Consider the following 15,835-nt stretch of genomic DNA (forward strand, 5'->3'; position numbering starts at 1 on the left):
ATAATAATCTATTAATATAACAATTATAATTCATGTATTATGAATAAATCATTAAGCGATAAATATCATTTAATTAATATAAAAAATCTTAAATTTAAGTACAAAAAAAATCAAGATTTTTATGATTTGGATATTAATGAATTACGAATTAAAGGAAACCAAATCGTTTCATTATTAGGTCCATCTGGTTCAGGGAAAACAACTCTTTTGAATTTGCTCTTAGGTTATTTAAAACCAACGGAAGGTGAAATAATAATTCAAGATAATCCTAAGACTCACGAAATAGCATATATCATGCAAGAAAATTCTATTTATGAAAATGTATCTGTTTTTAACAACATATTTTTAAGTGCAAAAAACTATCAAAAATGAGTTGATAGTGTTCGTATTGAGTATTTTGATGAATACTTTAGCGTAAATCAAAATGACAAGTTATTTGCCTTGTATTTGAACTATGTTAATTCAACGGTGACCCCACTGCAAAAAGAATATGTAAAAAAATGAAGATGATTCAAATTTGTTTGAAAACTATTTTGAGATAAAAAAGTCAAAAACAAATTTATAATTTTGCGTGATATAAAAATAAAAAATCTTTTCAAAAAAGAATTAAATATTGTTGCTAAAAAGTTAGAAATTGATGAACTACTTGACAAAAATGTTAATGAGCTTTCTGGAGGCCAAAAGCAACGGGTTGCTTTTGCTAAAGGAATAATTAAAAAAACAAAATTGGTGCTAATGGATGAACCGTTTAGCGCCTTAGATGCCAAAATAAAAGAATCAACCATTGATTGATTATTGAAAATAAAAAAAGAATTCAATTTAAGTATTGTTATTGTTACTCACGATCAACATGACGCTTTGAAAATAAGCGATAAGATTATTTTACTAGATAAAGGAGTTGTTCAACAATATAGCACCGGTGATAAAATGTACGAAAACCCGCAAAATCTTTTTGTTGCGAAATTTATTGGTTCTCCAGAAATTAATTTTATTGAAACTAAAGGCGATTACTCATACTATATAAGACAAAACAAAATTGAATTAAACGCAGTTAGAAATGGTAAATATAAAATAACAGGTAAAAAACATTTCGGAGATTCTATTCTTTATTATGTTGAAATCAATCCTAATTTGGTGTGACAAATTGTTTTAAAAAATGAAGATATTAGAATTAATCAAAGGGTAAATATTAAATATATGAATTCTGATGTGTTAGTTTTTAACAAAAACGGAGATAGAGTCTATGGCAAAAACTAAATTTAAGAAAGAAAGTATTTTCAAAGTTATTCAAATTATTCTTTTTATGCTTCCTTTACTGATTTGTATCTTGATGTTTACTATTTTGCCTATTGTTGATACATTTAGTAAATCGTTGCAATATCATCCATATGAATCAAATCAGACAATTACTGCCATTAATTTTAAAAATTATGAAAAAGTATTTATTGATCCCGATTTTACCTCTGCAATATTAAACTCGACAATGATAATGATTTTAGGAACGGGTATTTCAATTTTATTGGCGTTTGTTTTTGCAATCATTATTGAAACATTCATTTTTAAAACAGCTCGAAACGTTTTTTTGGCTTTAATATATTCACAATTTTTCATTTCAAGTTTCGCGGTAGGTGTATCATTTATTTTCCTTTTTGGGCCCAAAAATGTGTTCTTTCGTTTATTTGGATTTGATGGTGCGAGTTTTACTACTGGTACCCATAAATTACCAATTTGAGTTTATTATTCATTGTTTCAGATCTGAAGATCATTACCATTCAATTTAATTTTGTTTGCTTCCGCAATAAACAAGGCAAACTCAAAATATTTTAAATTAATGAAAAATGATAATATCCGGTTGTTTGAAAAAATCAAACACATCTATATCAAAGAAGTTTCAAAAGTGTTTTTCGCAATTATTTTCACTAATTTCATTTTTGCTAGTTTGTTATATCCACAAGCAATTTTAGACCAAACAACGTTTGATTTTTCAACAAATAAAGCCCACACTATCACATCTTTTGTTTTAGATTTTATGGGAGCTAGCGGAAAAATTTATAATCCACAAAAAGCATATGCTGCTGCTTTCTTTGGGTTTATATATTTACTTTTCTTACTGTTATTAATGTTAGTCATTCGACCGTCAAACATAAAAAAGATTATTTTTAAATTGAAAACAATTCATTTAAAAAGGGGTAGCTATGTTTAAAAAAATAACGAACGAGATAATTAAATACATTGTTATAGGTTTTTTATGTGTTTTGATTTTATTTCCTCTTTACTATTTACTATTGTTATCCTTAAAATCCAATTCAGGCGTTATAGCTGATAATAATAGTTTATTAATTTCTGAATTTACTTGGTCAAATTTTGGTTTAGTTTTAAAAAATAATTTTGTTTGAGCCTTTTTATACACTTTATTGTTTAGCTTTATATTGATAATTGTAAGAATTTTTACTTATTCATTTGCAATTGCGGGTTTGTTAAAAATGAACAAAGTATTCCAAAAAACTTTTTTATACTTTTTTATAATGATGAGTTTAATTCCCGAGTTCACAATTTATTTAAGTTTGACTAAATTATTAATTAAGTGGGATTTAAAACATACATTCTTCGCAGTAATAACCAATGCAATATTTTCTTTCTTCACCTTTACATACATATTTAATATTGCGAAAGATGTTAAAAATATTAAACATAAGCTGATGATTAACGATAATTTAAAATGGCATCAAAAAGTTTTGTATGTATATTTTCCTAAACTTAGACTTGCGTATGTATTATTAATTGTGTTTACTTTTATAAGCGCCTGAAATGATTATTTATGACCAGTCTTTCTCTTAAGGGGAACAAACGTGACAAATATAACCATATGATATCTGAATGTGGGTCACCAAGGAACATTTAATTTTCCAAATCTACAGGCAGCTGGAGCCTTTCTATCAATCATAATTCCGGTTGCAATTTACGGCATTTTTGCTAAAAAAATTAATTCATTTAACTAAACACGGCCATGAGTCGTGTTTTGAACTGAAATTTTTCCACAAATTTAGTTTCATAATATATATATTAATATTAATTAAAGTTCCTTTTTTGAGGAACTAATTCCAGTTTTTACTAATTTAGGTATAAAACGTGTATTTTAATTAATTTAATGAGGTTATAATAAAAAAGTAATTATTACGTTTAGGAGAAAAAAATGAAAACAAGAAATAAGATATTACTTTCTGTATTGCCAGTGATTTCAAGTATGCCAGTATTAGCAGCATCTTGTTCTGGTAATGAACAAAAAACCGATAAAAAAGTAATTTTTTCAATGGCACATTCGAAGACATGACCGCTTCCATTAGCCCTAAATCCATTGATTGATTATTACAACGACTCTCATAAAAATGAAAAAGGATTCATAAAAGTTGAACCATTATACGCAGAAACTACTAATATATATAAAGAATTTGATTTAATAAAAGATGTTAAGCAAAATATTGAAACCGGTGAAATCAGTAAATTGCCAAACCTTATTTTAGGTGCACAAGCAAGTGCATATATTCTTAACCAAGGAAAAGATTTACTTGACCTAAATTCATACGGTATTAATAAAGCATTATTCTCGACAAAAATTGCAAACTTGCATGCAAAACTAGCGGGTCAAGATGATACAGACAAAATTTATAACATACCTTTTGACAATGCTGACACTGATGCACTGCTATTTAATTTAGACTTAATGAATTTAATTTTTGAGTTAATTAAACAAGGTGGGGGACATGTGGATGAAGCATCTGATATTTATGCAAAAGCAACTGAAGCTTCTAAAAAAGGTAATGATGTTCCTGCAAACAGCATTTTTAAAGCATTGAAAGTTAAACAAAACGCATTTAAGGGTTGAAAAGTTGATGATAGTACATTTAAATCAATTGAATCAATCAGAGAATTTAGTAAAAAATTCCACGATGGTGTTGAATTGGATTCATCAAAAATTAATAAGGGAACAATTGATGGTGAAATTTTATCAATTGATTATCAAGATCAAGTCTTTATTAAGGAATTAACTGAAAATAACAAAAATAAAAGTATTTTTTCACTAGAAAAAACTAATGATAAAAATGAACCAACCAAGGTAAAATACAACATTGTTGCCGATGAAGAAATAAAATCTAAATTTACCAATTTATGGAACTCTTATAAAGACACTGTTGCAAGACAGGAATTTAGCGTAGGTGGATCAAAACATTCATTTTACAGTATAAAATATATGAAAAACCAACTAGCTGAATGAGGAAACTGAGACATTTTACAGTATAAGACGGCAATTAGTTTCGCTGCAAGCGTCGGCGCTAATATGTCAAAACAAACTGTCTGAGCTCATAAATACTTTGTTGAATTAGCCAAAGCTGCCACCGAAGAACAGTACAAAACATTTTCTACTGATGATGATGTTCTTCTAAAAGGTCAAGTATTATCAACAGGTAAAAAGGTGTTTAGTGAAGGTGGCTCAAGTTTAATTCCAATTAAGTCAAACGATAAAGAATTAAATGATGCAACAGCAAAATTTGTGAATTGATTATATAAAGGCGAAAATGACTTATTAGAAAAAGGAAAAATGGAAGACAACTGAAAAACATTCGCTAAAACTTCAGGCTATATAATTCCTTTAAAATCAGTAATTACCGAAAAAGGTATTCATTGAATCGAGCGAGAAATTAGTAAATTGACTAAAAACGTTAAAGAAAACGAATCTAAATTGAGTACTTTTGATGAAACTCAAAAAGCTAAATGAGTATCTGATTCATTGGCTATTAACTACTTAAAATCAGCAAAAGTTTCTCTAGAATCAATGTTGCTGTTCGAAAAAGAAAACGATATTGTCGCTGTGGATAATGCATTAAATGATAAAACAAGTAGTATTATGAGTATTATCGACAAAGAATTATTAAAACAAACAAATAAAGATAAAGAAGACAGCAAATCTGCCGAACAAATGCTAGAAGCATTTAAAACATCTATAGCAAAATAACACTTAGCGCACCAAAAGGTGTGCTTTTTGTTAAATTTATTTTTATTGATATGTAAATAAGTTATATTTTTAATATGAATATAAATGTTATTGAAGGATATTTTATTGATTTAGACGGAACTATGCTCGATTCGACACCTGAGCAAGGTTACATTTCTAATGAAAATTTACAGTTTTTAAATGAACTGCAAAAGACTAAACCTGTTGTAATCTCAACCGGAAGATCCCCTAAGGGTGCGGTTGAAGATATAATGAAATTGCTTGGTGTTTCATATGCTGTTTGTTCCACTGGAGCAGTTATTATTGATAAAAACGGCAAGGAAATTCACAGTGTTTACTTTGATAATTCGACCAAAACGTCATTAATTCAATATTTTATGGATAACGGATTCAATTTCATTTTAAACGGCGTTGATAATATATATTACAAAGAAAACTTTAATTGAGATAAAAGGAATTGAGTAGTCCGATTTAATAAAGTGAAATATAATTTGCTTGATATCAATCAACAAGTTCGTCAAATATTAGTGTTTGGACCTGAAATTGAAGAAATTACAAAACTAGCTGACTTCATCAAGGTTAAGTGACCACATTTAAGCACCCACACAGTTTCGGGTGGTTATTCACTTGAAATTACTCATAATACTGCGACTAAAGGAACAGGAAATGAGTATGTAGCCAACCTGCTTGGCATAAATATCAAAAAATGTGTCCACATAGGTGATTCGAGAAACGATTTATTAGCCTTGCCACAGACAGGAATTTTAATTGCAATGGATAATGCTGAAACACAACTAAAAAATGTTGCAAACTTCATTGGTTTTGACTTCAAAAATGGCGGTCTTGCTAAAACTATAAAAGAATTCGAAAAAGAATATAAATAAGGAGAAAATATGGAATTAGAAATGAAAAATGTAAAGAAATTTTACAAAAACTATAAAAAAAATAATACTAATAAATTAATTGAAAATGCCGTAACTAAAAACGGCGTATTAAACGCTACATACAATAACGAAGTGAGAGCTTTCCACAATAATGAATTTAGTGATCAAACTAAAAAAGGTGGAATTACTAATCAAAAATCTTCAGGAAGATGTTGAATTTTTGCTGCGTTGAACGTCTTGAAACCGATAACGATGAAAAAATTAAATGTAGAAAGTTTTGAATATTCTCAAGCTTACACGATGTTCTGAGAAAAAATGGAAAAAGCCAATACTTATCTTTCGCTAATAATCCAGCATCCTGAATTAGATTTTCAAGATAGATTGTTTGAAATGTTTTTAGGATTTGGTCACCAAGATGGTGGATATTGAGAATGAGTAGAAGCACTAATTACTAAATATGGAGTTGTTCCAAAAAGTGTAATGCCAGAAACATTCAGTTCGTCTAATACTTCGCAATTAAACAACGTTTTACAAATTTGTTTATATAACGCTACACTTGAATTGAGATCTTTATTGAAAAATGGTGCTACAGAAAACGAAGCGAACTCAGTCAAAGATCAAGCGCTAGACAAAGTGTTTGAAATATGTGCCAAAGCACTTGGTTTACCTCCGGTTGAATTTGACTTTGAGTACCGTGATAAAGATAAAAAATTCAAAAAAATATCAAAAATTACACCGTTAAAATGACTAAAGAAATATGCTTCGGAAGATTATAAAAAATTGGTAAATCTATATGCCGACCCACGTGATATATATCCTAAAAATACAATGTTGGCTGCTAAATACTTCAAAGGACCAATTGAATCTAAAACCTTATCATTTATCAATGTGGATATGAACGAAATAAAATCTGCTCTAATAAAAAGTATTAAAGCTGGCGAACCAGTTTGATTTGCTTGTGATATGGGACCACAAATTGATTCTAAAGTTGGTATTATGGATACAAAACTTTATCAAATTGACGAAGCATTTGGTTTAAACGATAAATTAACTAAAGCTGATAAATTAAGTATGAAATTATCTGTTCCAAATCACGCAATGACTTTTGTCGGAGTCGATTTAGACGAAAACAATAACCCAATTAAATGAGAAGTGGAAAACTCATGAGGAGATGACAAGGGGGCTAAAGGATACTTTTCAATGTCTGAATCATGATTTGATGAATACGTTTACAGTATCATAGTTAATCCCAAATATGTTTCGCAAGATGTGTTAAATGCACAATCAAAAAAACCAATAGAAATTGAACCCTGAGATCCTCTTTCAATGTAATTTAATATAAAAAGGTAGTGAGGTACTATCTTTTTTTGTATTCAGGTGTAAAAAATATTGTCTTTATTTTTTGCCTAGTGTGTATAATCTAGGGACTATGAAACAAATAAAAAATAAAGCAAAGGTTTATTTCATTGATTTAGACGGAACTTTTTTAGATAAACCTTGTGGGCATGGAACAGTAAGCGATATAAATATAGAAATTGCTCGCATAGTCAATGAATTTAAACCGGTAATTTTTTCAACCGGACGCGGGAATACTAAATTAACAATGGATATTGTCCATAAAGTTGGTTCCCCTTATGTTGTTTGTTTAAATGGGGCGCTAATAGTAGATAAAGATAACAATGTTTTATATCAAAAAACCATGGAGAAAAATATTACGCTAGAGGTTTTAGATATTTTCAAAGAAAACAAAATGTTTATTTTTATTAATGGAATTATGACTATGTATCATTCTGGAAATTTAGATAGCGAATTCATGAAAGACTGAGCTAAAGAGTGTGAGAAAAAAGACTATTCATTAATTCCAAATGATATTCAATTTTCAAAATTATTAGTTTTTGGTTTAAGTCGCGAAGACACAAGAATTTTGTGAGAACAACTAACTAATAAATTTCCACAATTAGCCTTTTATTTAGTTTCGAATGGTTGAACAATCGAAGTTGGTCCGCTCGATGCTAACAAAGGAATCGCAAATAAAGAAGTTTGTGATTATTTAAATATCAATCCTCGAGAAGCTTATCATATTGGTGATTCAGCCAATGATGTGCCGGCAAAAAAATATTTAGGTAAATTTATAGCAATGAATGGTGCTCTTGATTTCGTCAAAGAACAAGCTGACTATGTTGCTTGTGATTATAGTAATGCTGGATTATCTAAGGTTTTGATTGAACTTGAGGATCTGGATAATTAATAACAAGACTTAATTAAGTTTTGTTTTTTTATTTATTGATTCTAGTTATAGCGATTTGGTGTAAAGCAAAAATACTTTACATTTTTCTTTTTATTTATAAATATTATATTAAAATATATATGCAATTTGCTTGATGTCTAGCACTTGCGCTTGACAGTAATTGTCCAACAAATAAATAGATTTGTATAGAAATAAGGAGAAATCTTATGGTAAAAATTAGATTAAAAAGAACCGGATCTAAATTTAACGCACAATACAAAATTGTTGCTGCAGATGCGCGTTCACCACGTGATGGTAGATTTATTGAAGCATTAGGTCAATACAACCCACACACAAAAGAATTCTTTGTTAAAGAAGAATTAGTGCAAAAATGAGTAGATAATGGTGCTCAATTAACACAAGTAGTTCACGACTTATTCAGAAAACACGGCTTAAATGAAAAACTTGCTAAAAATTCAAAACACCAAGCTAAATAATGAAAATTAATTTTTTGACTCTTTTTCCAAATTATTTCAAACCCTTTGTTGAGGAATCAATAATCTCCAAAGCAATTGCAAAAGGATTAATTGATATTGAAATAATTGACTTTAGACTATTCAGCAAGGACAAGCATCATAAAGTTGATGACGAAATTTATGGTGGCGGCCATGGATTATTATTACAAGTTGAACCAATTGATTTAGCTTTAGATTCTCTCAAACAAAGAGGTGGTTATAAAATTTTGGTTACTCCTCAGGGGAAAAAATTTGACCAATCTATTGCTAATAGACTCTCAAATGAGAAAGAAATAACTTTTATTTCTGGACGTTATGAAGGATTTGATGAAAGAATCGTCGAATTGGTTGATGAAGAAATTTCAATCGGGGATTATGTCTTGACTGGAGGAGAATTACCTTCTATGGTTATGGCTGATTCAATAATTAGACTTGTGCCCGGGGTCATCAAAGAAGAATCACATCAATTTGATTCATTTCAAAATGATGGATTATTAGATTATCCTCAATATACTCGTCCACGCGAATATAAGGGAATGAAAGTACCTGAAGTATTATTCAATGGCAACCACGCTGAAATTGAAAAGTGAAAAAAAGAAGCTCAATATGACAAAACATTAAAAAATAGACCCGATATTATCGAAAGGATTAATAATGAGAAGTAAATTAATTGAATTAGTAGAACAAAGCCAATTACGTAAAGATCACCCAGATTTTCGTGTTGGTGATAATGTTAAAGTATATGTTCGTATCCGTGAAGGAGAAAAAGAACGTATCCAAATTTTTGAAGGTTTAGTAATTAGCAAAACTGAATCAGGAACTCGTGAAAACTTTACTGTTAGAAAAATATCATTTGGTATTGGGGTTGACAGAACATTCCCATTACATTCACCATTTGTTGCACAAATTGAAGTTGTACGCTCAAACAAAGTTCGTCGTGCTAAATTAAACTACATTCGTCAAAGAAGTGGTAAATCAGCAAGACTTAAAGAAATTAAACGTAACAAATAATAACAATTATAACAACCATTTCGGTTGTTTTTTTATATAAAAAATAACCATTTTTTGGATGGCTATTTTTTACTAATGTGTCTTTTTTTATGTATTTTAAGGTAAATGTTGTTAGTATATTTAATTCGGTATACTGCTATTCAAAATAAACTAAATACAACTGGTATAATTGCGCCCAATACAAACATTAAAATGTCTAATATTATGATTAATAGAACATTTCCACCTTTGTAAAATAGAGGGTTCACAAAATCAAGGAAACTATAAATAACTACACCTTTATTATTTTGATAAACATTGTAATTTGCAAAATAAACTATGAATGCGAATAAGAAATATGCAAGAACTATACCTATCAATATACCAATAGTTTTGTTATTTACTGTAACTTCTTTTCTAACTAAATACAGAGCAACAAATCCCAATATTGGGTTAATAGCATGTGTAATTAATGAGCGAATTGCACCGTAAGGTTCAGTTCATGTTTTAGGGTTTCAAGAGATTAATGCTCAATAAATTACAAATGTCACTGTAATTAAAACTATTGACATAAAGAAAGATTTTTTGAATTTATGACTAGCTTTAAAATGGGGAAACATTAGCAACGTTATTCCTAAAAAGAAATTTGTTAGATAAGTAAAATAGAAAAAGGCATATACGTTTTTAAAAACTATTGAAATTACCGGTGTTCCATTATAACTATCTTGACTGCTGGTATAAGTGAACGCATCTGCTATCGCAAAAGCCAATGACGTAATTAATACAATTAAGCCGAATATTAAAAACAGTTTATTTAATTTATTTTTGTATAAGCAACTCTGTGAGCTTGTTTTATTATTGTTTTTCTTCATAATTGCATTATATAAATAAACATTAAATTAAGAAATATTTATTTGCGTCTTAATAAACTATCAAAAACCCATAATTTGTTTTTCATTGAAAGCTGCAAAATAAGGCATTTTTTCTTCTAACACTAAAATGTAACTCATTTCGTTTCAATTAAGGTCATTAAATAAACAAAATTTGTAAATGTTTGAACTTGTTATCAATCATTCGGTTGGACGATCATAGTAAAAAATATTTACCAAGTCAAGTTGGCTTATTCATAGTGATTTTCTCGCTTTTAATCGCAACAACAGAGATTTAGTATTATCTCCTCAATATAACAATCTTTGATAAGTTTTTTTGTCTATTTTTTTTATGATTTTTTCACTAGAAGTGCCAATAATTATGTGAATAGAAATTTTAATATCTTCATATTCGAAATATGGCAATAAAGATTTATTCTTACTTTTATAGTTTGTAAATTTAAATGATTCTGGTTTTTTTGAGAAAAGTTCTAAAAAATCATTTCAATACACACATATTGAAAAGAAATCCTCTGTATTCGTGCCTTGTTTATACGCTTGATAAGCTGCTGGACTAAGCGATCATTTAATATGTTCTTCATTCAATATGGTAATTAACTGGTATATTGCGTTTTTTCTTTCAATTTTCATACAAATATTATAAATCATAACCGTTAAAAGCATATTATGTCTATTAATATTAAGTTTAGTATATAATATTTAAATCTTAATAAGGATTTGAAAGGAAATAATATATGGGAAAGAAAAAAGAAACCTTTTTTGAACGTTTGACTAGAAAAAACGCTCAACAAGAGGAAAATGCTAATCCAAAAACAAGAAAAACTAGAAACTGAAAATTTTGAGTTATTTCTTCAGTTCTTGTTGCATCTGTTGTTGCGGGTATTACTATTCCTCTTGCAGCTAATAGTTTGATTAAAAATTATAATGATGCAATTTCTGATGATACTGAAATTCTTTCTTTTGATGTTGAAGGACAAAAAGATAAATCGATTAAATTCAATATGTCTTCACTTAAAAGCGAAAACAGTTTAGAAAATGCCCAAAACCCTAAAACAGTTCTTGAACAAGCATTTAAACAAGCTATTTTTTATTTATATAACGAAGAAGTTAAAGCTTCTAAAGAATATCAAAGATTGTGAAATTCATCGCGTAGCGAAGATGACAAAGAGAGAAACGATATTGCGTTGAAGGATATCGATTCATTAAAACAAAAACATGAAAACTTATTATTAGATTACAAAGCACAATTTGTAAAGTCTTTTGGATACTCAAAATGAGAGGCCGCCTTCAATGATTTTCTAATTAAAAATTACAACGGAGCCAAAACAATTGAAGAGGCAGTAGATCTTAAAGTTTATTCAGAAATTCAACACGACGCCCTACGCCGTTTCAGACTTAACTCACAGTTTAATATTAAAGATATTGATAGAGTTGCAACAAACGACATTTATAAAATTGATGATTCAGGAAAACTAACTAATGAGATTCTATTCAAAAAAGGTGAAAGAGTATTTCCATTTTTCCAAAAAGATATCAACTATTTTGAAATAAAAGATATTAAAGAAAAAATGACTTTTATGACCGATAGTTTTGTCGTGGCAGTCAATAATGATCCGAAAGTCTACAATTATGAATACAAAAATGCCGAGAAATTTATCACTCATTTTTTAAGAAATAATAATCCATTCTTGGTTTCTCAATTTACATTCCCTGGGGTAGCTCCTGATAAAAAAGAAGCAGATAAAGAAACAAAATGAACAATTGATAAGAAAACATTCAAAAAGATGATGTTTTACTGACCTGCAGCAGAACAAAAACCTTTTGATGGAGCAATTTCTTTTGAGAAAATTAATTCAGGATTTAAAAGCTACGATGAATACGTAAAAATAACCGAATCTGATAAAACAAACGAATTAAATAAAAAAATCGTTGAATTTAGTACTGTATTAAGCCATCTTTCATCTGATGACGAAGAAATTAAAAAGAATTGAGGTTCATCGGGACTTACTTCTATTACAGAATTGTTTAAAAAAGGCGGAGATGATACTCTTAAAGCATTCTCAACACTTGATAATTTACTATATGATAATGGACAAATTCCAGAAGTTGATTTATTTGGTACCTTGACAACTATTAGAAATAATATTATTAAGGAATTCAAAATTGCCAATCCAATTAATGATATAAAATCAGCAACTGACAGACAAGTAGCTCAAAATTTAATTGGTCAATTTAACGAAGAAATTAAGAAAGTATTTGATGAAGCAAGTGACGTTAAAAAAACTGGATTAACTACTGATAAATTTAATGATTTAGTGGTTAAACCGATAACAGAATTATTTGAAAAAGACGGAAAAATTAGCACAGTTTACAAGCTAAAGGGCGACAATAATACTCGTGTTATTCTTTCATCTAAAGGTATTACCTTACTTAAAATGAAAAATATTGACGAATTTAAAACACAAGATTTAAATTCACAAGAATTAGTAATTAAAGATATGATTAAGAAAGATTTCTATCTTTCCAATAAATACAAAAACAGTATTAATGGAAAAAAATACAATGCCTTAAGTTTAATTAATAATTCAATGGCTTCACCAGATATTGTTTTAGGTCAAATGCTAAATAATGCTGATTTTGTAAATTATCTAAAACAACAAAATAACATATATGCAATTGATGAAAATGGCAATTTATTAGAAAATGTTAAATACTCGGACAAAGATATTAATGAGATTAAAGAAATGAATGATAATATTGCTATTTCATTCAAAGCTAGAGAATCATTAGAATTAACAAAAGCCGTTGATAAATGGATGAAGGACAGAGCAACAGCAAATTACGACGATTTATTCGAATTGAAAAATGATAAAGTGTACTTCAAAAAGAATAATTCAAATTACGAAAAAGACGCAAATTCAATAGTTTACGATGAATTATTGAAATTGAGAAAGGTTAAATAAGGTGATTAAAATGAAAAAAATTAATTTATTATTAGCTTCACCAGCTTTAGCCCTTCCGGTTGCTGTAGTTTCTTGTGGACAAAATATTGATACAACAGCAAAATTAAAACAAATAGAAGAAATCAAAAAAACAGCTCCTGAAATGTTGAAGAAAATATTCACTCACTCGACATTACTTTCTCTTTATGATGTTAAAGTTGATGATTCGTCTAAATTTGAAGAAATTTACAAAAACACTTTTAACGATGAGAACACCACTTTATTTAAAGACTCATGAAAAGCATTTCAGTTATATTCGAAAAATAAATTAGATGCAAACCCTTATTATTTTGCTGAAAAATTAAATGAATGAGTTGGCGATAAAACGCTAAAAAATGATGAAATACAAACCCTTTCTGAATTCAAACCAGGGGATTTAGTACCACTAAACAAATTTAAGATTTTGTGACTAAATGAAAAAACTGGAATCAGAGATGATTTAGAAAAAATGTTAATTGTTAACAAATACTTCCATATTAGCGATAAAGACAATTTAAAGAAAATTGACTCTAACTTTAAATATGATAAAGACTTAAAATTCGAATTAAATAATTATTTACTTTCTAAATATGCAGTTGATAAGCAATATGCTCAAATTTGAACTAAAGACATCAATGCAACAAATGACGCTGACGATTTCTTCACTAACAAAAAAATAGCCACTGCTATTGATGGTGTTGATTCCTTTAATACATTCTGAAAAGAAACTGACACAAAAAAACAGCTTAATAGTGAAATTGAATTTGTGACAGGCCACGAGATTGATAAAAAACTATATGGGTACTCAGGATTCAAACAACAAACTAATCAATATTCATTAAAGTGAAGTTTTGATAGTTTGAAATCAAAACAACAAAAAGATTTATATGGTTTTTATGATGTTGTTAATGATCGTTTAGTCAATGCTGAAATTGAATCTAATTTTGCATATAGTCCATATAAAAAAGAATCTACGGATGATAAAAAACCAGTTTTAGTTTATGTGAATCAAATCGCTCCGATTGGTGCGGCAAACGAAACTGAACTTCCTAATACCGAAGCGGATGCAGATTCAAAAGATAAGAATAAAATGACAAAGGTTAAGTTACTTTCTTTTGAACAAACAATGTACAAGGATAAGTTAGATGTTTTAGCATATATTTTCTTCTTAAATGATTCTGAATTATTTGACAAGGCAATTAATAGCTTTGCAAAAATGGGCTACAAAATTAAAATTAACAAAACTAGTGATGCTTTAAGAGAAATAGCAAAAGATATGCCGTTTGTGGAGTTAATATAATGGATAATATTTTTTTAGATATCATTGAAGGCAAGCTTGACGCTAAATTCTTATACAAAGATGAAAAGTGTGTTGCATTCTATGATAAATTCCCAGTTAATGAGGGACATTTCTTGGTTGTTCCTAGAATCAAATCTAAAAATATTACTGAGACAGATGATTTAACAGCGGCACATTTAATTAATGTTGCTCGCAAATTGGGAAAACAAGAAGTTCTTGATAAAGGCATTAGCGGTTTTAAAATTGTTATTAACACTGGTGCTTCAGCGGAACAATCAATTTTTCACACCCATGTTCACGTCATTCCTTATAAGTAAATAATAAAAAGCTGAATCTTAATTCGGCTTTTTATTTTCTCTGTTTTGATTATTATTCAGTACTTTTGGCAAAAATACAGACTGTCAAATTATTTATTGTTTTTTGCTTTTTCCTTCTCACCTTTTATGTGACATTGACGACAGCGAGCCTCGTATTCTGAATCTCCCAAAACATTTAAATCTTGGTTTGAAATCTTTCTAAATGAAAACCCAGCAGGTCTTTTGCAAACTACACATACTGCTTTTAATTTGCTTACTTCGTCAGCAATAGCAATGATATGAGGTGTTATTCCGAATGGTTTTCTTAAAAAATCTAAATCCAAACCAGAAACCAATACGTTAACATCTCTGGATAAAAGATATTCAATAACTTCTGGCAAATTTTCATCAAAAAAATTCATTTCGTCAATTGCAACTGCTCTATATTCTGGACTTCAAATTTCTAAAATTTCTTTAGAATTCTTAACATTTTGTGACTTTAATTTTGCTCCAGTTCTACTTACTAGTTCGCTATCGCTAAACCTCGAATCAAATGATGGTTTTATTACCAAAGTGTTAACTTCGGCTCATTTAAGTGTATTAACTCTTTTAAGTAATTCTTCTGTTTTTCCTGAAAACATTGGTCCTGTTATGACCTCTAATCAACCCTTTATATTTCCTCTATTCATAGTTCATCTATTATATGAAATGATTAACAAGATTTAACAAAATATTTTTTTA

General features: G+C 28.7%; 16 protein-coding genes. 13 read left to right on the plus strand and 3 right to left on the minus strand.

The features are described from left to right. Nucleotides 1-39: 39 nt before the first annotated feature. The 10 genes from HLA87_RS02115 to rplS all read left to right on the plus strand — a co-directional run bounded on the left by HLA87_RS02115 (nt 40) and on the right by rplS (nt 9,648). The gene (locus HLA87_RS02115) at nt 40-1,257 is read left to right on the plus strand and encodes an ATP-binding cassette domain-containing protein (RefSeq protein ID WP_171111466.1); all 1,218 of its coding nucleotides are present in this window, start codon (nt 40-42) and stop codon (nt 1,255-1,257) included. Further along, nucleotides 1,244-2,203, plus strand: coding sequence for a carbohydrate ABC transporter permease (locus HLA87_RS02120; RefSeq protein ID WP_171111468.1), 960 nt, complete (start codon nt 1,244-1,246; stop codon nt 2,201-2,203). The genes HLA87_RS02115 and HLA87_RS02120 overlap by 14 nt, the downstream gene beginning before the upstream one ends. Nucleotides 2,204-2,525: 322 nt before the next feature. Further along, entirely contained in the window at nt 2,526-2,999 is a 474-nt protein-coding gene (locus HLA87_RS03645; protein WP_308700570.1) for an ABC transporter permease family protein, read from the plus strand. A 194-nt stretch (nt 3,000-3,193) separates the two neighbouring features. After that, nucleotides 3,194-5,011, plus strand: a complete 1,818-nt coding sequence (locus tag HLA87_RS02130; RefSeq protein WP_171111472.1) for a P68 family surface lipoprotein — start codon at nt 3,194-3,196, stop codon at nt 5,009-5,011. Nucleotides 5,012-5,085: 74 nt separating this feature from the next. Continuing rightward, nucleotides 5,086-5,895, plus strand: coding sequence for a Cof-type HAD-IIB family hydrolase (locus HLA87_RS02135; RefSeq protein WP_171111474.1), 810 nt, complete (start codon nt 5,086-5,088; stop codon nt 5,893-5,895). A 9-nt stretch (nt 5,896-5,904) separates the two neighbouring features. Next, on the plus strand, nt 5,905-7,227 hold the full coding sequence (locus HLA87_RS02140; protein ID WP_171111477.1) for a C1 family peptidase: 1,323 nt from the start codon (nt 5,905-5,907) through the stop codon (nt 7,225-7,227). A gap of 97 nt (nt 7,228-7,324) precedes the next feature. Next, entirely contained in the window at nt 7,325-8,143 is an 819-nt protein-coding gene (locus tag HLA87_RS02145) for an HAD hydrolase family protein (protein ID WP_171111479.1), read from the plus strand. 206 nt (nt 8,144-8,349) lie between these two features. Next, nucleotides 8,350-8,619, plus strand: coding sequence for a 30S ribosomal protein S16 (gene rpsP, locus HLA87_RS02150; RefSeq protein WP_171111481.1), 270 nt, complete (start codon nt 8,350-8,352; stop codon nt 8,617-8,619). Then, on the plus strand, nt 8,619-9,302 hold the full coding sequence (gene trmD / locus HLA87_RS02155; RefSeq protein ID WP_171111483.1) for a tRNA (guanosine(37)-N1)-methyltransferase TrmD: 684 nt from the start codon (nt 8,619-8,621) through the stop codon (nt 9,300-9,302). The genes rpsP and trmD overlap by 1 nt, the downstream gene beginning before the upstream one ends. Next, the gene (gene rplS, locus HLA87_RS02160) at nt 9,292-9,648 is read left to right on the plus strand and encodes a 50S ribosomal protein L19 (RefSeq protein WP_171111485.1); all 357 of its coding nucleotides are present in this window, start codon (nt 9,292-9,294) and stop codon (nt 9,646-9,648) included. Before trmD ends, rplS begins: the two co-directional genes overlap by 11 nt. Nucleotides 9,649-9,710: 62 nt before the next feature. On the opposite strand, the gene HLA87_RS02165 is transcribed toward rplS, so the two are convergent. Both HLA87_RS02165 and HLA87_RS02170 read right to left on the minus strand, forming a co-directional pair. Continuing rightward, a complete protein-coding gene (locus tag HLA87_RS02165) occupies nt 9,711-10,499 on the minus strand; it encodes an MAGa3780 family membrane protein (RefSeq protein ID WP_171111488.1) in 789 nt (262 codons plus the stop codon). Nucleotides 10,500-10,556: 57 nt separating this feature from the next. Continuing rightward, nucleotides 10,557-11,147: a hypothetical protein gene (locus HLA87_RS02170; protein ID WP_171111489.1), complete on the minus strand. Its 591-nt coding sequence runs from the start codon at nt 11,145-11,147 to the stop codon at nt 10,557-10,559. Nucleotides 11,148-11,251: 104 nt separating this feature from the next. On the opposite strand from HLA87_RS02170, the gene HLA87_RS02175 reads away from it, so the two are divergent. The 3 genes from HLA87_RS02175 to hinT are packed head-to-tail and all read left to right on the plus strand — an operon-like array spanning nt 11,252 to nt 15,115. Next, complete coding sequence (locus tag HLA87_RS02175) at nt 11,252-13,480, plus strand: HinT-interacting membrane complex protein P80 (protein WP_171111491.1); 2,229 nt, start codon at nt 11,252-11,254, stop codon at nt 13,478-13,480. A gap of 10 nt (nt 13,481-13,490) precedes the next feature. Then, the gene (locus tag HLA87_RS02180) at nt 13,491-14,798 is read left to right on the plus strand and encodes a HinT-interacting membrane complex lipoprotein P60 (protein ID WP_171111494.1); all 1,308 of its coding nucleotides are present in this window, start codon (nt 13,491-13,493) and stop codon (nt 14,796-14,798) included. Next, nucleotides 14,798-15,115: a histidine triad protein HinT gene (gene hinT, locus HLA87_RS02185; RefSeq protein WP_171111496.1), complete on the plus strand. Its 318-nt coding sequence runs from the start codon at nt 14,798-14,800 to the stop codon at nt 15,113-15,115. The genes HLA87_RS02180 and hinT overlap by 1 nt, the downstream gene beginning before the upstream one ends. 89 nt (nt 15,116-15,204) lie before the next feature. On the opposite strand, the gene HLA87_RS02190 is transcribed toward hinT, so the two are convergent. Then, a complete protein-coding gene (locus tag HLA87_RS02190) occupies nt 15,205-15,783 on the minus strand; it encodes a thymidine kinase (protein ID WP_171111497.1) in 579 nt (192 codons plus the stop codon). Between the last annotated feature and the right edge of the window lie 52 nt (nt 15,784-15,835).

It is taken from the genome of Mycoplasma miroungigenitalium, from assembly GCF_013008635.1.
Classification (GTDB): Bacteria; Bacillota_I; Bacilli_A; order Mycoplasmatales; family Metamycoplasmataceae; genus Mycoplasmopsis; species Mycoplasmopsis miroungigenitalium.